The organism is Mesorhizobium sp. IMUNJ 23033 (genome assembly GCF_044778005.1).
GTDB lineage: Bacteria > Pseudomonadota > Alphaproteobacteria > Rhizobiales > Rhizobiaceae > Mesorhizobium > Mesorhizobium amorphae_A.
The window spans coordinates 34,714-53,362 of the sequence record NZ_JBJACT010000013.1; the positions used below are offsets into that span (position 1 = coordinate 34,714).

The following is an 18,649-nucleotide window of genomic DNA, read 5'->3' on the forward strand; positions in this document are numbered from 1 at the left end:
TGCCGAAGTGGACTGTCGTCATGTCAGGTACCGTAGACGTCGAACGAAAAATACTTGTCGTTGATTTCCTTGTATTTTCCATTGGCACGCAGCGCATCGATGGCGGCGTTGAGCTTGTCGGTCCGTTCCTTGTTGCCCTTTTGCAGCGCGATGCCGACGCCGGGCCCGTGAATGGCCGGATCGGCCGTCAGGGTGCCAAGCAGCTTGCAACAGGCGCCGTCGGGCTTCTTCAGCCATTCTGTCAGGATGATCGAGCCATCCATCATCGCGTCGAGCCGGCCATTGGCCATGTCGGTGCGGGCATCATCGCCGGTCGGATAGGCTTTTATGGTCGATCCGCTGTATTTCTGCTCGGCGAAGTTGTGATGGATGGTCGCGCTCTGCACGCCCAACGCCTTGCCTTTCAGATCGCCCGGCGAGGTGCCTGAGATCGTCGATTCCTTCGGCACCGCGATAGCCGGCGGCGTCTGGTAGTATTTGTGGGTGAAGTCGACCTTTTCGGCCCGCTCGGGCGTAATGGTTATGTTGATGATGGCATCGAACTTGCCGGCCTGCAGCGCGGGAATGGAGCCGTCGAAATCCTGCACGACGAACTCGCATTCGGTCTTCATCTCGGCGCACAGCGCCTTGCCGAGATCGATGTCGAAGCCGCCCAGCGTGCCATCGGCATTGGCGTAGTTGAAAGGCGGATAGGCACCCTCGGTGCCGAGCTTGAGTTTCTTGTCCTGGGCGAAAGCCGCGCCCGAGGCGAGGCAGCAGGCAACTGAAGCGGCAAGCACGAAACGACCGAAAAGACGCATGGTCCAGATCTCCGTTGACCGGCGAAGTCAAGGTCTTTCAGGCCCGCGGCGGAGACGGAAACGACATGTCATGCGCCGATCACGGCGCGATGTCGGCTCTTCAAAGCACGCAGCTCGGCCCGCAAGTCCGACCTACAACAATTCTTCACAAACGGCTACCTATACTGGCGACGACGTTTGGTTCAGGTCACGAGGGGGGCGGCTTGGAATTCGACTTGAAAACCATAGAGGCGCTGGCTCCCGACCAGGCGTCGCTCAGCGCCGCCTCCAAGTTGACCAAGCGATCGAACTGGCCGCGCCTTGAACGGAATGAGCAGCAGGCCCTGATCTGGGGCGAGTGCCAGGGCTCCGGCTCCAATCCCTATCGGGTCGTGGTCGATACAGGCGATCACGGCTACAAATGCACCTGCCCATCGCGAAAGTTTCCCTGCAAGCACACGCTAGCCTTGATGTGGATCGCCGCCACGGCGCCAGCCAGTTTTGCTCCCGCTCAATCGACGCCGGAATGGGTGAATGATTGGCTTGGCCGGCGCCGGAAGACGACGCCGCAGGCGACGGGGCCCGTACCCGGCGCGGCAGCCAAGAGCATCGACGACGCTTTACGACCGGATGAGGGTGCCGTCGTAGAGGACGCCGCGGCCGTAGAACGCCGCGAGGCGGCGCAGCGCAAGCGGGCGCAAGAGACACGGTCCGCGGTGTCGGCGGCGCTCGATGAACTCGACCAATGGATCGCCGACCAGTTGCGGCTTGGCCTTTCCGGATTTGTCGACGCCAGCAGCGAGCGCTGCCGCCGCATTGCCGCGCGGCTCGTCGACCTCAAGGCGACCGCGCTCGCCGGGCGCATCGACGAGATACCGTCGCGGCTGATGGCGCTGCGCAGCGAGGAAAGACCGGACGCGGCGATCCGCGAGCTCGGCAAGCTGGTGCTGCTGGCCAAGGCCTGGCGATCGGAGCCTGACGACCCTGAATTGAAGCGGCTCGTATCGACATCCGAAACCCGTGAACAGATTCTGGCCAACCCGGACGCCCGGCAGGTGGAAAGCCACTGGGAAGTTCTCGGCGAGAAGATCGAAACCCGCCGCGACGGTCTCGTCAGCCATTCGACCTGGCTGCTCGATTTGAAGAGTGCTGCGCCGCAATTTGCCCTGCTGCTCGACTATTTTCCCGCATCGGCGGGACGCAGATCGAACGCCTTCGCGCCGGGCGACCGCTTCAACGCCCGGCTGGTGTTTTATCCATCGCGCGCACCACTGCGCGCGCTGGTGGCGGAGCGCATCGGTGACGTCTCTTCCGGGGAGGCGTGGCCTGATTTCGGCGCGTTGAAAGAACCGCTCGCGGCGCGCGCATCCCAGCAGGATGGCGCGCCATGGCTTACCGACAGTCCTCTCATCCTGCCTCCCGGCGCGATCTCGCTCGACGACCGCGGCACCGCCTGGTGGCAGGCAGCCGATGATCCGCATGGGATCGCCTTGCCGATCGCCGGTGCTGTCGATCAAACCTTGCTCGGCATCGACCTTGGCGCCGCCGCGGCGCTGTGGAACGGCGCCCGGCTTGACCTTCTGGCGGCGCAGAGCAGGTTCGGGAGGCTCGATCTGTCGTGAACGAGCTCGAGCAGACAGGCCTGGCGGCAATGCGCGACTGCTGGATCACCGGCGGACCGACATTCGACCTCGCTCCAGCCGCGTGGAAGGAGATCGCCGGCACCGCAGGCCCCGACGAACGGGAGCGCCGGCTTCTGGCGATCGCCGCGCAGGCGCTCGACATCGGCTTGCGGCCTGCGGCGCCGAAGGTTCTGAAGCGTCGTCCGGCGCTGCCTGTGCTTGCCTTGCCCATGCTGCCGGAGCGGTTGCGGCCGCTGTTGAGGGCCGCGCTGAAACAGGCTGCCGATGCGAGGCGCAAGGTGCGTGTGGTGACGCTGGTCGCCAGCCGCGGCTTCGTGCTCCATCCAATGGACTGGATGCCTGCCGTGTCGGACCAGAACAGCCCGGACGTCTACGCCCCGTGGATCGACTGGCAGGCCGGCGTCGAAGGGCAGACGCATGCCCCGCGCGAGAAACTGACGGCGGAAAACTGGGATGACTTCTATCCCGCAGCGCGCCGCATCGCGCTGGCCGACATGCGCCGCATCGAACCGGCCACGGCCAGGATGCTCATCGAGACCAAGGGATCGAGTGAGCCGGCGGAGGTCAGGCTCGCGCTCATCGAGCTCATGCGCTTCGGCTTGGGCGACGATGACTTGCCGTTCCTGAAGAGCCTCTCCGCCGATCGCTCCGGCAAGGTGCGCGAAATGGCTGGCCGACTGCTGGCAAGGTTAGGGCAGCAAGGCCAGCCAGGCGATAGCGGGCCGGAAGATCGAACGGCGGAACTCGCCGTCTTCATCGCAGAAGGGAAATCCGGCTTCATACGCCGCCGAACCACTTACGCACCGGTAAAACTCAAATCGCCTGCGCAGGAAAGTCGTCGCGTCGACCTGTTTGCAACCTGCTACCTGGTCGATCTTGCCGCGAGCTTCGGCAAAACAGAGTGCGATTTCATCGGGGCATGGCAATTCGGCGTCGACGACAATGCTGATCTCTCTCTCGTTCGAATGGTCGCGGTGTCCGGCGGCGATGCCGCGGTGGCGCTTTTGGCGGATACACTTGTCGCCGAAGGCGGCAAGTCGGCCCTTCTCGTCCTCCATCTCATGTTGCGTTTGGACAGCAGCAGGAAGCGTAGCCTGATCAGGCAAATCCTGAAGGACGCGCAAAATCTTGATGCGCTCAACCTGGTCGAAGGCATTGAAGCAAGCTGGCTGGAATGGGGTGACCTGACAAACGGCAAGACGCTGTCGGCACTACGTTCCACGGTTGCGGGAAACAACGAACCCGTGAAGCGAAGTGTAGACCAAGTACTGGAAACGATAGGTTTCCTTGCCACCGCGGCAACGGCGGAAAAACTGATTGGCGACGTCGTCGCGGCCGGCATGCCGCCGGCGGCCACTTCGCTCGCTTTCCTGCGCCTCAACGCAGCCTTGGCGGGAACCAACACATGATCAATCCGGAGAAGAACCCATGAACGCAGCCATCCGTCTCCCGGTCGAGCAGGCCTATGCCAGCGAATTGCAAGCGCTGGCGCGCGGCGACGACAAGCAAAAGCCCGCCGGCTGGAGCCTCTCACCAAAGGCCGTCCTGACCTATCTGCTGGGCGGCAAGGCCAGCGACGGCACCATGATAACGCCGAAATATGTCGGCCGCCGCCGGCTGATGGAAACCGCGGTGGCGACTTTGGCCACCGACCGTGCGCTGCTTTTGCTCGGCGTTCCGGGCACCGCCAAATCCTGGGTCTCGGAACATCTCGCCGCGGCAATCATGGGCGACTCGACGCTGATCGTGCAGTGCACGGCCGGAACCGACGAGAACCAGATCCGCTATGGCTGGAACTATGCCCAGCTTCTGGCGAAAGGCCCGAGCCAGGAAGCGCTGGTGCCGACGCCGCTCTATCGCGCCATGCAGGACGGCAAGCTGTGCCGGCTTGAAGAGCTGACGCGCATGGGCTCGGACGTGCAGGACACGCTGATCACCGTGCTGTCCGAAAAGATGATGCCGATCCCGGAGCTGAACACCTCGATCTACGCCCAGCGCGGCTTCAACATCATCGCCACGGCAAACAACCGCGACAAGGGCGTCAACGAGCTGTCCTCGGCGCTCAAGCGGCGCTTCAATGTCGTGGTGCTGCCGCTGCCCGAAGACATGGCGGAAGAGGTCTCGATCGTCTCCAAGCGCGTCGGTGAGATGGCTGGCGGCCTCGACCTGCCGGTGCCGAAGAATGTCGCCGAAGAGATCGCCCGCGTGCTGACCATCTTCCGCGAATTGCGCTCAGGCTCGACCGCCGACGGCAAGGTGACGCTGAAGACACCGTCGGGCTCGCTATCGACGGCAGAGGCCATCGCCACCATGGTTGGCGGTCTCAGTCAGGCGGCCTGGTTCGACGGCGGCAAGCTTGGCGCCGAAGGTCTCGCCGCCAGCCTTGTCGGTGCGATCGTCAAGGATCCGGTGCAGGACAAGGTGGTGCTGGAAGAATATCTGGAAACGGTGCTCAAGAAGCGGCCCGACTATTCCGGCTACTATGCGGCGCTGAACGCGGCGATCTGATACCGATGCGGCACAGCGGTATCGCCTATTTCGGCATACGCCATCACGGGCCCGGCTCCGCCGACAGCCTGGTACAGGCGCTGCAGGAATTGCGGCCGGTCGCCGTCCTGATCGAAGGGCCGAGTGACGCTTCGGCGTTGTTGCCGCTGCTGGCCCGCCCGGAAATGCAGCCGCCGGTGGCATTGCTCTGCTACCCGGAGGACGACCCGGCCTCGACCAGCTTCTGGCCGTTTGCCGAGTTCTCTCCCGAATATCAGGCGGTCCTCTGGGCGGTCGGCAACAAGGCGACGTTGCGCTTCATCGATCTGCCGTCGTCGGCGCGGTCGCCCGCCGAGGCGATCGATGCCGCGGAAAACACCGACGCCGCCGAAGCCAGCGAAGCCGGCGATGACGAGGACCCGCATCGCCGTGATCCGATCGGCACTCTGGCGCATGCCGCCGGCTACGAGGATGGCGAAAGCTGGTGGTCGGATATCGTCGAACAGAACCCTGAGCCGGGCCCCATTTTCGCGGCCATCGCGGACGCCATGGCGACGCTGCGCGAAGGTGAAGGGTCGATCGCAAAGTTCGAAGCCAGGCGCGAAGCGCATATGCGGCTCGAAATCGCCGCGGCGCGAAAGGAGTTCGAGGGACCGATAGCGGTGGTCTGCGGCGCATGGCACGTGCCGGCGCTCCAGGCAGCGCACGTCCAGAAAGCCGATCAGGCGCTGCTCAAGGGCATCGCCCGGCGCAAAAGCACGATGACCTGGGCGCCGTGGACGGGGCCGCGCCTGGCGTCGGGCCTTGGCTATGGCGCGGGCGTCGTGGCGCCAGGCTGGTGCAAGCATCTTTGGCGCACGCGCGGCCGGCATGACGGGGCAACCCTGTGGCTGGCGATGATTGCGGCGGTGCTGCGCGAGAAGGGTCATCTGATCTCGACCGCTTCTCTGATCGAAGCGGAGCGGCTTGCCCGTACGCTCGCCGCCATTCGCGAGCGGCCGAAACCCGGTTTCGAGGAATTGCGCGACGCTGCCGTCGCCGCCCTGTTCAACGGCGAAGCGCTGCTGTGGGCGCTGGTCGAGGCTGAGCTGCTCCTGGGTGCGGACGTTGGCGAAATTCCACCCGACACGCCGCTGGCGCCCTTGATCGAGGATCTGCAGCGCAACCAGAAGGCGGCGCGGCTGAAGCCCGAGGCGCTTGAGCGCGAACTGTCGGTCGATCTGCGCAGCGAAAGCGGGCTTTTCCGTTCGACATTGCTGCACCGCCTGAACGTGCTTGGTGTGCATTGGGGCAGATTGACCGACGCCGGGCGCAGTCGCGGCACCTTCCGCGAGCGCTGGACGCTGGCCTGGGAGCCGGAATATGCCGTTCGGCTGGTCGAGAACCTTGTCTACGGCCCGACCATCGAAAAGGCCGCCAATGGCCGGCTGATCCAGATGATCGGCGCCGCGGCAACCCTCGACACGCTTGCCGCCCTGGTCCAGAGCGCGATCACGGCCGACCTGTCGGAAGCCTCGAGCGCCGGCCTTGTTGCGCTGGAGGCACGCGCGGCGCACAGCAGCGAATGCCTGGAAATCCTGGCGTCGGTGCCGCCGCTTGCCGACATCATCCGCTATGGCGAGGCGCGCAAGACGGAGACGCACCGCCTGTCCGGCCTCATGGAGCGGCTGATCGTCGAAGCGGCGATCGCGCTGCCCTATGCCGTGCGCGATCTCGATCAGCAGGCTGCCGCTTCACTGGTCGGCGCTCTGCGCAAGGCCGACGAAGCCATCAGGCTGATCGAACCCGGGGACGATGTGCTGAACGGATGGCGCGACGGGCTGGCCGCCGTGCTCGATGGGCCGCGATCCACGGCGCTGCTGGCCGGATGCGCCGCGCACTTGCTTTACGAAGCCGGCCAGCTATCCGCCGAAGCCGCCGCCGGATTGCTCGGGCGACGCCTGTCTCCCGGAACGCCGGTCATTGAAGCGGCGGGGTTCTTCGAGGGCTTCTTCAGCACCGCCGGTCAACGGCTGATCTATGACGAGGGTCTGCGCGGCGCGGTCGATGCGTGGCTGAAATCGCTCGACGAAGAGGCTTTCGTCGCGCATCTGCCATTGCTGCGCCGCGTCTTTTCCAATCTGGACAGCATGGAGCGCCGGCGGCTGATCGAGGCGGTTCTCGGCCGCGCCGCGCGCCTGCCGGCTGGCCTGACGCCGGCGCCGGATGGTGGCGAGGCCTGGCGCCGGCATCTGGAACGGCTCGGACCATTGCTCATGGGGGGTGGCAATGGATGACGAGGCCGAAATGAACGAGCCAGGTGCACTCACGCCGGACGGCGAGAGGGAGCGTCGCTGGCGCCTGGCGATCGGCGCCGCCGACGAAACATCGCCAGCGCTTTCCGAAGACGACAAGCGGCTTTCGGCCGCGCTCGACGCCCTCTATGGCGATAGCGCCGGCGATGCTGCCGCCGATCCGCGCAAGCGGCGTGGCGGTCTCGGCCGGTCGGCGCCGCGCGTGGCGCAATGGATGGGCGACATCCGCTCCTTCTTTCCGGCGCAGGTCGTGCAGATCGTCCAGAAGGACGCGTTCGAACGGCTGAACCTGAAGCAGATGCTGATGGAGCCGGAATTCCTCAAGGCGATCGAGGCGGACGTCAATCTGGTTGCCGACCTGATTTCGCTTCGCTCGGTGATGCCGTCCAAGACCAAGGACATCGCCCGCACCATCATCGCCGACATCGTCGCCAAGCTGATGCAGCGGCTCGAACAGAAAACCGCTGAAGCGATACGCGGCGCGCTCGACCGGTCGAGACGCACCAACCGCCCGCGCCAACGCGATATCGACTGGCCGCGCACCATCTCGGCAAACCTTCGCCACTACCAGCATGAGCACAAGACCATCGTGCCGGAAAAGCTGGTTGGCTTCATGCGCAAGCAACGCCGGCTGGTCGACCTCGACGAGGTCGTGCTGTGTGTCGACCAGTCCGGTTCGATGGCGAGCTCGGTGATCTACGCTTCGATCTTCGCCGCGGTGATGGCCTCGCTGCCGGTCGTGCGCACCAAACTTGTCTGCTTCGACACCGCGATTGTCGATCTCACCGAGGACCTCAACGATCCCGTCGAAGTGCTGTTCGGCGTCCAGCTTGGCGGCGGTACCGACATCAACCAGGCGGTCGCCTATTGCGCCGAGCGCATCGAGCGGCCGACCAAGTCCCATTTCGTGCTGATCACCGACCTCTACGAAGGCGGCAACGGCCAGGAATTGTTGCGCGGGCTGGCAGCGCTGGTCCGGTCCGGCGTCAATGTTGTCGTGCTTCTGGCGCTCACCGATCAGGGCCGGCCCGGCTATGACCCCGCCATGGCCGGTTCGGTCGCCGGACTTGGCATACCGGTTTTTGCCTGCACGCCGGACCTGTTTCCGGACATGATGGCGGCGGCCCTGCGGCGGGAGGATATCGGCGCCTGGGCGGCGGGGGCCGACATCAAGGTCGTTCGCGCCGAGACCGAAGCACCGAAGCCAGGCGACTGAGCTTCGTCGGTGGTCCCGGCACCGGTCAGGACGTCTTCTCGCCGACCAGTTCAAAGCGCTCGACCTCGCAGTGCTGGCCGACCACCGCCAGCACGTCCGTCGAAGGTTCGATCGCATCGGGCTGTTTCCATTCGAGGTTGAAGGAAAACACGAAGCGGTCGCGACCGGCGTCATGCTCCATGCCGACAAAGCGCGCCGCGTAGCCGAGCGGCCGCACCATCTCCTGAAGGTCGGGCGGCAATCCTTTTGCCCAGGACACCGAAAGGATCGCATGATGGTCGCGCGGGATCCGGAGATCGACCCATCTCAAGGCCTGGAGCGTCACCAGGGTGAGCAGCGTCGCAATCCCCGCCAGGCCGAACTGGCCACCGCCAAACGCCAGTCCGATCATCGTCATGATCCACATCGTGGCGGCGGTGGTGACCCCGGTCACGAGCTCGCCGCGCCGAAGGATGGCGCCGCCGCCGATGAAGCCGACGCCGGTCAGCACGCCGAGCGGAAATCGCAGCACGTCCATGCGGCCGAAAGTGTCCGGCTCCTTGCCCGCCATGTCGAGCAGGATGTTGGCCTGGATCATGGCGATGGCAGCCGCAAGGCCAACCAGGATAGTCGTTCGAAGCCCGGCGGTGCGGCCGCGCGACTCCCTGTTCAAGCCGATGAGGACGCCTGCCAGCAGCGTGAGCAGAAGCCGCGCGGCGAGGTCGGGCCAGGTCGGATGAAGCGGCATCTCGCAGCAAAACGGCTCGAACATCGTCCCACCTTGGCGGCCTGGGCGCGCCGCGTCCTCGCATACATTCGCGTCCCCACCGTCCCTCAACATCGCTGGGGCAGTGATGGTTCCCCTTCGCCGCCGCCACTCCGTTGCACGATTTGAACAGGCGGCGCTTGACTCCGGCAAAACCTTGTGAAAAATTTTGCAGCAACTGATAAAAATATCAAAGGGTGGAAATGGTTGGGTTCGGCAACGGCCTGCTGCGCGACGATGAGACCAGCATGGCGACCCGCGCCGCCTGGCTCCACTATGCCGGCGGCCTGACCCAGTCCGAGGTTGCCAAGCGCCTCGGCCTGACCAGCCTCAAGGCGCACCGCCTGATCACCAAGGCCAACCAGGAAGGGCTGGTCAAAGTCTATATCGACGGCGAAGTCTCCGAATGCGTCGCGTTGGAAGACCAGCTCTCCGGCCGCTACGGCCTCCACTATTGCGAGGTGGTGCCGAACTTCGATTCCGAAGACCTGCCGCTGAAGGCGCTGGGCATTGCCGGCGCGCAGTTCCTCAAACGCGAGATCGAACGCGGCGAGGGCACGCTGATCGGCGTCGGCCACGGCCGCACGCTCGCCGCCTGCGTCGAATACCTGCCGCGCATATCGGCCGACGGGGTCCGCTTCGTCTCGCTGCTTGGCGGCCTGACGCGCAAATTCTCGGCCAACCCGCATGACGTCATCCATCGGCTGGCTGAACGCACCGGTGCCGAAGCCTATGTCATGCCGGTGCCGATGTTCGCTAACACCGCCGAGGACCGCACGGTGCTGCTCGGCCAGAAGGGCATCAGCGAGGTCTTCGATTTGGCGCGGTCGGCCGACCTTTTGATCGCCGGCATCGGTACCGCCGAGCGCGAGGCTTCGCTGGTTGCCACCGGCATGATCGAGAAGGGCGAGATGGAGGAGACCCGCGGCAACGGCGCCGTCGGCGAGTTGCTCGGCCATTTCTTCGACGCGGCCGGAAAGCCGGTGGCGACGACGGTGTCCAGCCGGGCGTTGGCGCTGGCGCGCGAGGACATCGCCAATCGCAGGATTGTCGCCGTCGCCGGCGGCAAGGTGAAGGTTCGTGCCATCAAGTCAGTGCTGGAGGGCCGCTATCTCAGGGGCCTGATAACCGACGAGCGGACGGCGCGATCGCTCGTGGAACAGACGCCGGTCGGGTAGCCGGCAAAGCTTTTTGGTTGAAACTACCCTGTGGAGGAGAAGAGAAAATGTACGAGAAAGAGAACGACCTGATCGACGCGTTCATGCGCGGACAAGTCGATCGCCGCGGCCTGATCAGGGGCCTCGGAGCACTTGGCCTTGCCGCCGGAACGGCCGGCACGCTGCTCAACTTCGGACAGACCCGTGCGCTCGCCGCAGATTTCGACTGGCAGGCGCACAAGGGCAAGACCATCAAGCTCTTGCTCAACAAGCATCCCTATGCCGATGCGATGATCGCCAACCTCGAGAACTTCAAGCAGCTGACCGGCATGAACGTCGTCTATGACGTGTTCCCGGAAGACGTCTATTTCGACAAGGTCACCGCAGCCCTTTCGGCAAGTTCGCCGGAATATGATGCCTTCATGACCGGCGCCTACATGACCTGGACCTACGGCCCAGCCGGCTGGATCACCGACCTCAACGAATGGATCAAGGATCCGGCCAAGACCAATCCGAACTATGCCTGGGACGACTTCCTGCCCGGCGTCAGGAATTCCTGCGCCTGGAACGGCAAGCCGGGCGGCGAACTGGGTTCGGAAGACGCGAAGCAATGGTGCATTCCGTGGGGCTTCGAGCAGAACAACATCACTTACAATCATGGCATGTTCGAGAAGGCCGGCGTCAAGGTGCCCGGCAACATGGACGAGCTGGTGGCCGCGGCGGCCAAGCTCACCAAGGATGTCGGTGGCGGCGTCTACGGCATCGGCGTGCGCGGCTCGCGCTCCTGGGCGACGATCCATCCCGGCTTCCTGTCGGCCTACGCCAATTTCGACCAGAAGGACCTGAACGTGTCGGCCGACGGCAAGCTGTCGGCCGCCATGAACACCGCCGAATCCAAGGCCTTCCACAAGCAGTGGGTGCAGATGATCCAGGAGAGCGGTCCGAAGGACTGGTCGACCTACACCTGGTACCAGGTCGGCACCGATCTCGGCGCCGGCGCCTCGGCGATGATCTTCGACGCCGATATCCTTGGCTACTTCATGAATGGCGGCGACAACAAGATGGCAGGCAAGCTCGCCTTCGCCGGCTTCAAGGCCAATCCGGCCGCCAAGGCGCCGACCCCGAACATCTGGATCTGGTCGCTGTCGATGTCCAACTTCTCCAAGGACAAGGATGCCACCTGGTACTTCATGCAGTGGGCCTCCGGACCCGAGCATGCGCTGTTCGGCGCCACCAAGATGGACTTCGTCAATCCGGTCCGCCAGTCGGTCTGGAAGGACGATGTGTTCCGCGAGAAGCTGAACAAGAGCTATCCTGGCTATGTCGAGATGTTCGACGCTTCCGCACCGGGCGCCAGCATCAAGTTCACGGCGCAGCCGCTCTTCTTCGACCTCACCACCGAATGGGCGGCGACGCTGCAGAAGATGGTGGCCAAGGAAGTGCCGATCGACGAAGGCCTCGACAAGCTGGCCGAGAGCATCAATGGTCAGCTCAAGGAAGCTGGTCTCGGCTAGGATCGGACGAAGGCTGGCCCGCCCGAGGCGGGCCAGCCTCGACCGTCGGTTACATGTTCGCGATGCGGCGCCGGGTGGCGTCGCCAATTCGCCCGACCGGCCGCCTGGCTCCCTGGGCGGCCCGGCAGGGCGAAGCAACAGGAATGATGGAGCAGCAGATGACTGCGGCGACAGTGCAGAGGGCCAGACCCTCCGGCTTCAGGATCAGCAAGCGGGTTCTGCCCTACCTCCTCAGCCTGCCGGCCCTGCTGGTCTGCATCGGCATCCTGATCCCGTTCCTGACCTCTGTGGTCTATTCCTTCCAGCGCTACCGCCTGAGCCAGCCCTGGGCACGGCAGTTCAACTGGGGCGACAACTACATCTCCTTCTTCACCGACCCGAAGTTCTGGAACACGCTGCAGGTGTCGCTGCTCTATGCCGGCATCACCGTCGTGCTCGAACTGCTCCTCGGCCTCGCCATCGCCATGCTGCTGCAGAAGCGCTCGACGCTCAACAATTTCATTTCGATCATGCTTTTGATGCCGCTGATGACGGCACCGGCGCTGGCCGCACTGATGTGGAAGCTCATGACCAATCCGGGCTTCGGCGTGCTGAGCTATCTCGCCAGCCTCATCGGCCTGCATGATTTCCGCTGGGCCTCGTCGCCGTCGACGGCGCTTTTGACCGTCGTCCTTGTCGACATCTGGGTCTACACACCCTTCATCATGATCCTTTTGCTTGCCGGCCTGCGCAGCTTGCCGACGCAGCCCTTCGAGGCGGCCGCCCTTGACGGTGTGCCGAGGAGCTTCGTCTTCTTCCGCATCACGCTGCCGATGCTGATGCCCTATATCCTGACCGCGACCTTGTTCCGACTGCTCGATTCCATCCAGCAGTTCGACATCATCTACGCGATGACCCAGGGTGGTCCCGGCGACACGCTGACCGTCTTCCAGGTCGAGGCCTATCTCAACTTCTTCCAGTCGACCAACGTCGGCCGCTCGGCGGCGCTGATGATCATCCTGTGGGCGATCACCTATTTCCTGTCGAACATCTTCATCAAGAACTGGCTGCGACTGCGCGAACGCGCCCGCGGCCAGGCATAGGAGGCCGGGATGGAACACACCTCGCTTCTCGAACGCATCCTGCGTGGCATAGCGCTGACGCTGGTCGTCATCTTCTTCATGTTCCCGATCGTCTGGATCTTCATGATGTCGTTCCAGACCAACGAGACCATCCTGCGCATTCCGCCACAGCTGGTCTTCGAGCCGACGCTGGCCAACTACACCGCTTTGATCACCGGCAAGCTGATGACTGCGGCCGGCACGCTCGACATCGCCTTCATGCGCAACCTGTGGAACTCGGTGTTCCTGTCGGTCACCTCGGTTGCCGTCGCGCTGCTGCTCGGCGTTCCCGCCGCCTACGCCTTTGCCCGCCACAAGTTCCGCGGCTCTGAGGATATCGCCTTCACGCTGCTGTCCTTCCGCTTCGCGCCGGCGCTGCTGGTGCTCCTGCCGCTGACCCTCTATTTCCAGAAGCTCGGGCTGGCCAACACCTATTTCGGCCTGATCTGGGTCTACCAGCTGATCTGCCTGCCGCTGATCCTGTGGATCGTGCGCGGCTATTTCGAGGACATTCCGGCCGACATCGAATACGCCTATCGCATCGGGGGCCATTCCTGGTTCGCCACCTTCCGCAAGATCGCGCTGCCACTCGCCGGCCCCGGCATCGCGGCCGCCGGCCTGCTCGCCTTCATCTTCGCCTGGAACAATTTCGTCTTCGCCCTGGTGCTGGCTTCGGCCGACAAGCAGCCGGTGACCGTCGGCGCGCTGGCCTTCATCACCTCGTCGGGCATCCAGTATGGCCAGATCTCGGCCGCGATCGTGCTGTCGATCACGCCGACGCTGGCGCTTGCCCTCTACGCGCAGCGCTACCTCGTCGAAGGCCTGTCGCTCGGCGCCGTGAAAGGATAGGTCCGATGGCAAGCCTCGAACTGAAAAATGTCGTCAAGCGCTACAAGAGCCAGACCGTGCTGGACGATCTGTCGTTGACCGTCGCCGATGGCGAGACGCTGGTCCTGTTCGGTCCGTCCGGCGCCGGCAAGACGGTGCTGCTGCGGCTGGTCGCCGGCGTCATCGATCCCGACGAGGGTAAGATCCTGATCGGCGGCGAGGACATGACGGACGTCGATGCCGAGTTCCGCGGCGTCGGCATGGCGTTCCAGAATTTCGCGCTGTTCCCCCACATGACCGCCTTCGACAACATCGCGTCGCCGCTCGAAGCCAGGCACTCCTCGAAAGGCGTGATCAAGGCCGGCGTCGAAAGCGTCGCAAAGCTGCTCAAGATCGACCATGTGCTGAGCCACAAGCCGCGTGCCCTGTCCAACGGCCAGAAGCAGCGCACGGCGCTTGCCCGCGCTTTGGTCGGCTCGCCGCCGCTGCTGCTGCTTGACGATCCCTTGCGCAACGTCGACGCCAAATTGCGTTTCGAGATGCGGCTCGAGCTGCCGAGGCTTCTGCACGATCGTGGCGCGACCGTCATCTACGTCACCCAGGACTACAAGGAGGCGATGGCGCTCGGCAATCGCATCGCCGTGATTTCGCAAGGCGTCATCCGGCAGCTCGGCACGCCCGAGCAGATCTATCGTGAGCCGGCTAATATAGAGATCGCCAGGCTATTCGGCGACCCGACCATCAACCTGCTCGACGTCAAGCCGGCGCGCGACGCCAAGGGCATCTATGTCGGCCTGTCGAATGTCCAGGTCCATCTCGCCGGCGCCTTTGAGGCAGCGGTCGGGCGCGACTGCGTCATCGGTCTGCGGCCCGAAGCGCTGAGCTTCGTCAATGAGGCCACACCCGGCGCTTTTCCCGTGACGGTGGAGGCCGAGACGCCGCTCAACGAAAAGATCGTCACGCTGGTGCGCACCGTGCGCGGCCGCGAAATCCTGGTCTCGCGCCCGGCCGGAGCCCCGGGCCAGGCCGAAGGCAAGGCCCACATTGCCGTCGACAGCAAAAGCGCGCTTCTGTTCGATCATGCGAGCGGCGAGCGCATCGGCGCGAACAAGGTCGTCAATTTGCGCAGCGGAGAAGCGGCATGAGCGCCAGGGCAATCACCATTTCCGGCGTCGACAAGTTCTACGGTCCGATCGACCGTGGCGTGCACGCGGTCAAGAACCTGACAATGGAGATCGCCAAGGGCGAGATCGTGGCGCTGCTCGGCTCGTCCGGCTGCGGCAAGACCTCGACACTGCGCATGATCGCCGGCTTCGAGGAGGTTTCGCGCGGCGCGATCTCGGTCGGCGGCCGCAAGGTGCACACGCTGGCGCCGGTCAAGCGCAATGTGGCGATGGCCTTCGAGGGATACTCGCTTTATCCGCCGCTCACCGTACGCGAAAACATGGCTTTCGCCCTGAAGGCGGCCCGGCTGCCGAAGAGCGAGGTCGACGCCAAGGTCGCCAGCATCGCCAAGCTGCTCGAGATCGAGGACATCCTCGAGCGCTATCCGAGCTCCATCTCCGGCGGCCAGCAGCAGCGCGCCAGCCTTGGCCGGGCGCTGATCCGCAATGCCGACCTGCATCTGCTCGACGAGCCGATGGGCCAGCTCGAACCGCAGCTGCGCGCCGTTCTGCGCGGCCGCATCAAGCATTTCATCAAGGAACGCGGCCTGACCGCGATCCTGGTCACGCACGACCAGACCGAGGCCAATGCGCTGGCCGACCGCATCGCGGTGATGGAGGGCGGCGTGCTGCAGCAGTTCGATACGCCCGACATGATCAAGCGGCGGCCGGCCAATTTGTTCACCGGCACCTTCGTCGGCGAACCGCCGATGAACGTCTTCGAGGCCTATGTCGGCAATGCCGCCGGCAAGATCAGTCTCAAGCTGCCCGATGGGCTCTCGCTCGACTACGACAAGGACGCCTTCAGCGCCCCGGTCCGCGACCAGCTCCTCAACCGCGAGCGCGTGGTGATCGGCGTCAGGCCCTATGCGGTGCGCCGCTCCAAGGACGGTGTGCCGGCCACCGTTTCTGCCAACCAGTGGCTCGGCGACCAGACGCATATCGCCGCCGATTTCGCCGGCGGCTCGTTGGTGCTGGTCGAGCATGACCGGACCCGCCTGGAGTTGGGCGCGCCGATCAATGTCAGCATCGACCCGAAGAACCTGCATGTCTTCGACCAGGCGAGCGGCAATGCTATTTCGCACGGGATGGAGCTTGCCTGATGCGGGATGTGCTGATCGGCATCGACGCCGGCACGTCTGTCATCAAGTCCGTCGCCTTCGAAACGGCGGGCCGGCAGATCGCAGCCGCGGCGCTGCCGAACAAATACGAGACACTGCCCGGCGGCGGCGCCGAGCAGGATCTGGCGCGCACCTGGGCCGATACGGCGACCACGTTGCGCCAGCTTGCCGACAAAGTGCCTGATCTCGCCAGCCGCGTCATCGCCATCGCGGTGACCGGGCAGGGCGACGGTACCTGGCTGATCGATGCCGACGGCGAGCCGGTCGCCAAGGGCTGGCTGTGGCTCGACGCGCGCGCCGCCTCCGTGGTCGAGGAGATCCGCGCCCGGCCCGAGGACCGGCTGCGCTTCGAAAAGACCGGCAGCGGTCTTGCCGCCTGCCAGCAGGGATCGCAGTTCGCGTTCATCAAGCGCAACATGCCGGGCATGCTCACGAGCGCCGCGACGGCGTTCCACTGCAAGGACTGGCTCTATTTCCGGCTGACTGGCGAGCGGGCGACCGATCCGTCGGAAGGGACCTTCACCTTCGGCGACTTCCGCACCCGCGACTACTCCGACGATGTGCTCGATGTGCTCGGCGTCGGCGATCTCCGGCATCTCCTGCCTGACATCGTCGATGGCACCAGGCAAAGCGCTGCCCTGTCCAAGGCGGCCGCCGATGTCACCGGCCTGCTCGCCGGCACGCCGGTCGTGCTCGCCTATGTCGACGTCGTCTGCACCGCGCTCGGCGCCGGCCTGTTCGACCGGCAGCGCAAACCGGGCTGCACCATCATCGGCTCGACCGGCATGCATATGCGGCTTGCCGAGACGCCCGACGAGGTTCAGCTGAACGACGCTGCCACCGGCTATACGATGGCGATGCCGGCGCCTGGCGTGTTCGCGCAACTCCAGTCGAACATGGCGGCGACGCTCAACATCGACTGGGTGCTCGGCCTTGCTTCCGGCATCCTCGCCTCGCAAGGGATTTCGCGCTCGAACGGCGAAATGATCGCGCTTGTCGACCAGTGGATAGCATCGTCGCAGCCGGCGTCGCTGATCTACCAGCCCTATGTGTCGGAGGCCGGCGAGCGGGGCCCGTTCGTCGATGCCAATGCCAGGGCCGGCTTCGTCGGCATTTCCTCGCGCCACGGTTATGCCGACATGGTGCGCGCCGTCTTCGAAGGACTGGCCTTCGCGGCGCGCGATTGCTACGCCGCAATGGGTCCGCTGCCCAAGGAAATCCGCCTCACCGGCGGCGCTGCCCGCAGCCCGGCCTTGCGAAAAATCCTGGGTGCCACGGTCGGCGCCGGCATCCGCACCAGCGAGCGCGAAGAAGCGGGTGCGGCGGGTGCCGCGATGATCGCGGCGGTGTGCGTCGGCCAATACGCTTCGATGGACGATTGCATCGCCGAATGGGTCACGCCCTTGCTCGGTGCGGCCGAGCCGAGCGACCAAAAACTTGCCGCCATCTACGAGGCGATGGCTCCGTCCTACACATTGGCGCATGAGGCGCTGCGTCCGGTCTGGCGGTCGATGGCCGCGTCGAGAGCACGTTGAGAAGTCGAGCATGCAGAAGAAAATAGCGATCATCGGCGACCGTTTCATGCTTCCGGACGTGTTCCGGGCGGAGATCGAGAAGGCCTGCGGCAACAGCCTCGACATCCGCACGCTCGAAATGGCCTGGCCCGACGAGCCGATGGAGTTCGGCAATCCGGCGCTCGGCCTCGACAAGGTCAAGGAGTATTTCGGCGATCCGGACGAGGTGGTCGATTTCATCGGCGACGCCGAGATCTTCGTCACCCAGCTGTCGCCGCTCTCCGACGCCATGATGCGGCGCTTACCTGGGCTCAAGCTGGTCGCGGTGTCGCGTGGCGGACCGATCAACATCGACATGGCGGCTGCGAAAACGCATGGCATCACCGTCGTCAACGTGCCGGGACGCAATGCCAGCGCGGTGGCCGAATTCACCATCGGCGCCATCCTTGCCGAGACAAGGCTGATCCGCGTCGGCCACGAGGCGCTCCGCAAGGGCGAATGGCGCGGCGATCTCTACCGCGCCGACCGCACCGGCCGCGAGCTCAGCGAAATGACCGTCGGCGTCATCGGCTACGGCAATATCGGCACGAAGGTAGTGCGCCTGCTGCGCGCCTTTGGCTGCCGCATCCTGGTTTCCGATCCCTATGTGCAGCTGAGCGCGGACGACCGCAATGCCGGCGTCGAGCTGGTCGCGCTGGACGATCTTCTCGCCCGTTCCGATGTGGTCACCCTGCATTCGCGGGTGACGGCGGAAACACGTGGGCTGATCAACAAGGACACCATCGCCAGGATGAAGCCCGGCGTGATCTTCATCAACACCGCACGCGGCCCGCTGGTCGACTATGACGCGCTCTACGATGCGCTGGTGTCCGGCCACATCGCCAGCGCCATGCTGGAGACCTTCGCGGTCGAGCCGGTGCCTGCCGACTGGCCGCTGCTGCAATTGCCCAACGTGACGCTGACGCCGCATATCGCCGGCGCCTCCGTGCGCACCGTCACCTACGCCGCCGAGCAGGCGGCCGAGGAGGTGCGTCGCTTCATCGCCGGTCTGCCGCCGGTCAATCCGTGCTAAGGCCGCCGCCATGAAA

General features: G+C 64.8%; 15 protein-coding genes. 13 read left to right on the plus strand and 2 right to left on the minus strand.

From position 1 onward, the window contains the following. Positions 1–23 precede the first annotated feature (23 nt). Positions 24–800 carry an ABC transporter substrate-binding protein gene (locus ACFX5Q_RS16005; RefSeq protein ID WP_404279464.1) on the minus strand — a complete coding sequence of 259 codons (777 nt, stop codon included), beginning with the start codon at positions 798–800 and terminating at the stop codon, positions 24–26. A gap of 215 nt (positions 801–1,015) precedes the next feature. Here ACFX5Q_RS16005 and ACFX5Q_RS16010 point away from each other — a divergent pair, with 215 nt between their 5' ends. From ACFX5Q_RS16010 to ACFX5Q_RS16030, 5 genes are all read left to right on the plus strand, one after another. Beyond that, entirely contained in the window at positions 1,016–2,401 is a 1,386-nt protein-coding gene (locus ACFX5Q_RS16010; protein ID WP_404279466.1) for an SWIM zinc finger domain-containing protein, read from the plus strand. Positions 2,402–2,631: 230 nt separating this feature from the next. Next, positions 2,632–3,831 carry a DUF5691 domain-containing protein gene (locus ACFX5Q_RS16015; RefSeq protein WP_404279469.1) on the plus strand — a complete coding sequence of 400 codons (1,200 nt, stop codon included), beginning with the start codon at positions 2,632–2,634 and terminating at the stop codon, positions 3,829–3,831. Between the two features lie 19 nt (positions 3,832–3,850). Continuing rightward, positions 3,851–4,930, plus strand: coding sequence for an AAA family ATPase (locus ACFX5Q_RS16020; protein ID WP_404279471.1), 1,080 nt, complete (start codon positions 3,851–3,853; stop codon positions 4,928–4,930). Between the two features lie 5 nt (positions 4,931–4,935). Beyond that, positions 4,936–7,185 (plus strand): DUF5682 family protein, encoded by a 2,250-nt coding sequence (locus tag ACFX5Q_RS16025; protein WP_404279473.1) that lies wholly within the window; start codon positions 4,936–4,938, stop codon positions 7,183–7,185. 10 nt (positions 7,186–7,195) lie between these two features. Next, on the plus strand, positions 7,196–8,419 hold the full coding sequence (locus tag ACFX5Q_RS16030; RefSeq protein ID WP_404279475.1) for a VWA domain-containing protein: 1,224 nt from the start codon (positions 7,196–7,198) through the stop codon (positions 8,417–8,419). Between the two features lie 25 nt (positions 8,420–8,444). Here the strand turns inward: ACFX5Q_RS16030 and ACFX5Q_RS16035 are convergent, their stop codons facing one another. Further along, positions 8,445–9,170, minus strand: coding sequence for an MgtC/SapB family protein (locus tag ACFX5Q_RS16035; protein ID WP_404279477.1), 726 nt, complete (start codon positions 9,168–9,170; stop codon positions 8,445–8,447). Positions 9,171–9,367: 197 nt separating this feature from the next. Between ACFX5Q_RS16035 and ACFX5Q_RS16040 the strand changes: the two genes are divergently transcribed. From ACFX5Q_RS16040 to ACFX5Q_RS16075, 8 genes are all read left to right on the plus strand, one after another. Continuing rightward, entirely contained in the window at positions 9,368–10,342 is a 975-nt protein-coding gene (locus ACFX5Q_RS16040) for a sugar-binding transcriptional regulator (RefSeq protein ID WP_404279479.1), read from the plus strand. Positions 10,343–10,389: 47 nt separating this feature from the next. After that, a complete protein-coding gene (locus tag ACFX5Q_RS16045) occupies positions 10,390–11,835 on the plus strand; it encodes an ABC transporter substrate-binding protein (protein WP_404279481.1) in 1,446 nt (481 codons plus the stop codon). A gap of 158 nt (positions 11,836–11,993) precedes the next feature. Continuing rightward, complete coding sequence (locus ACFX5Q_RS16050; RefSeq protein WP_404279483.1) at positions 11,994–12,917, plus strand: carbohydrate ABC transporter permease; 924 nt, start codon at positions 11,994–11,996, stop codon at positions 12,915–12,917. 9 nt (positions 12,918–12,926) lie between these two features. Further along, positions 12,927–13,784: a carbohydrate ABC transporter permease gene (locus ACFX5Q_RS16055; protein WP_192183112.1), complete on the plus strand. Its 858-nt coding sequence runs from the start codon at positions 12,927–12,929 to the stop codon at positions 13,782–13,784. A 5-nt stretch (positions 13,785–13,789) separates the two neighbouring features. Continuing rightward, positions 13,790–14,908 (plus strand): ABC transporter ATP-binding protein, encoded by a 1,119-nt coding sequence (locus ACFX5Q_RS16060; RefSeq protein ID WP_404279485.1) that lies wholly within the window; start codon positions 13,790–13,792, stop codon positions 14,906–14,908. Next, entirely contained in the window at positions 14,905–16,029 is a 1,125-nt protein-coding gene (locus ACFX5Q_RS16065) for an ABC transporter ATP-binding protein (RefSeq protein ID WP_404279487.1), read from the plus strand. The genes ACFX5Q_RS16060 and ACFX5Q_RS16065 overlap by 4 nt, the downstream gene beginning before the upstream one ends. Continuing rightward, positions 16,029–17,582, plus strand: a complete 1,554-nt coding sequence (locus tag ACFX5Q_RS16070) for an FGGY-family carbohydrate kinase (RefSeq protein ID WP_404279489.1) — start codon at positions 16,029–16,031, stop codon at positions 17,580–17,582. Before ACFX5Q_RS16065 ends, ACFX5Q_RS16070 begins: the two co-directional genes overlap by 1 nt. 10 nt (positions 17,583–17,592) lie before the next feature. Next, positions 17,593–18,633 (plus strand): 2-hydroxyacid dehydrogenase, encoded by a 1,041-nt coding sequence (locus ACFX5Q_RS16075; RefSeq protein WP_404279491.1) that lies wholly within the window; start codon positions 17,593–17,595, stop codon positions 18,631–18,633. The last annotated feature ends 16 nt before the right edge of the window (positions 18,634–18,649 follow it).

Excerpts from the sequence above, each read along its gene's own strand:
- ACFX5Q_RS16005 (WP_404279464.1), bottom strand. The coding sequence starts at position 800 with ATGCGTCTTTTCGGTCGTTTCGTGCTTGCCGCTTCAGTTGCCTGCTGC.
- ACFX5Q_RS16015 (WP_404279469.1), top strand. The coding sequence starts at position 2,632 with ATGCTGCCGGAGCGGTTGCGGCCGCTGTTGAGGGCCGCGCTGAAACAG.
- ACFX5Q_RS16020 (WP_404279471.1), top strand. The coding sequence starts at position 3,851 with ATGAACGCAGCCATCCGTCTCCCGGTCGAGCAGGCCTATGCCAGCGAA.
- ACFX5Q_RS16025 (WP_404279473.1), top strand. The coding sequence starts at position 4,936 with ATGCGGCACAGCGGTATCGCCTATTTCGGCATACGCCATCACGGGCCC.
- ACFX5Q_RS16030 (WP_404279475.1), top strand. The coding sequence starts at position 7,196 with ATGAACGAGCCAGGTGCACTCACGCCGGACGGCGAGAGGGAGCGTCGC.
- ACFX5Q_RS16035 (WP_404279477.1), bottom strand. The coding sequence starts at position 9,170 with ATGTTCGAGCCGTTTTGCTGCGAGATGCCGCTTCATCCGACCTGGCCC.
- ACFX5Q_RS16040 (WP_404279479.1), top strand. The coding sequence starts at position 9,368 with ATGGTTGGGTTCGGCAACGGCCTGCTGCGCGACGATGAGACCAGCATG.
- ACFX5Q_RS16045 (WP_404279481.1), top strand. The coding sequence starts at position 10,390 with ATGTACGAGAAAGAGAACGACCTGATCGACGCGTTCATGCGCGGACAA.
- ACFX5Q_RS16050 (WP_404279483.1), top strand. The coding sequence starts at position 11,994 with ATGACTGCGGCGACAGTGCAGAGGGCCAGACCCTCCGGCTTCAGGATC.
- ACFX5Q_RS16055 (WP_192183112.1), top strand. The coding sequence starts at position 12,927 with ATGGAACACACCTCGCTTCTCGAACGCATCCTGCGTGGCATAGCGCTG.
- ACFX5Q_RS16060 (WP_404279485.1), top strand. The coding sequence starts at position 13,790 with ATGGCAAGCCTCGAACTGAAAAATGTCGTCAAGCGCTACAAGAGCCAG.
- ACFX5Q_RS16065 (WP_404279487.1), top strand. The coding sequence starts at position 14,905 with ATGAGCGCCAGGGCAATCACCATTTCCGGCGTCGACAAGTTCTACGGT.
- ACFX5Q_RS16070 (WP_404279489.1), top strand. The coding sequence starts at position 16,029 with ATGCGGGATGTGCTGATCGGCATCGACGCCGGCACGTCTGTCATCAAG.
- ACFX5Q_RS16075 (WP_404279491.1), top strand. The coding sequence starts at position 17,593 with ATGCAGAAGAAAATAGCGATCATCGGCGACCGTTTCATGCTTCCGGAC.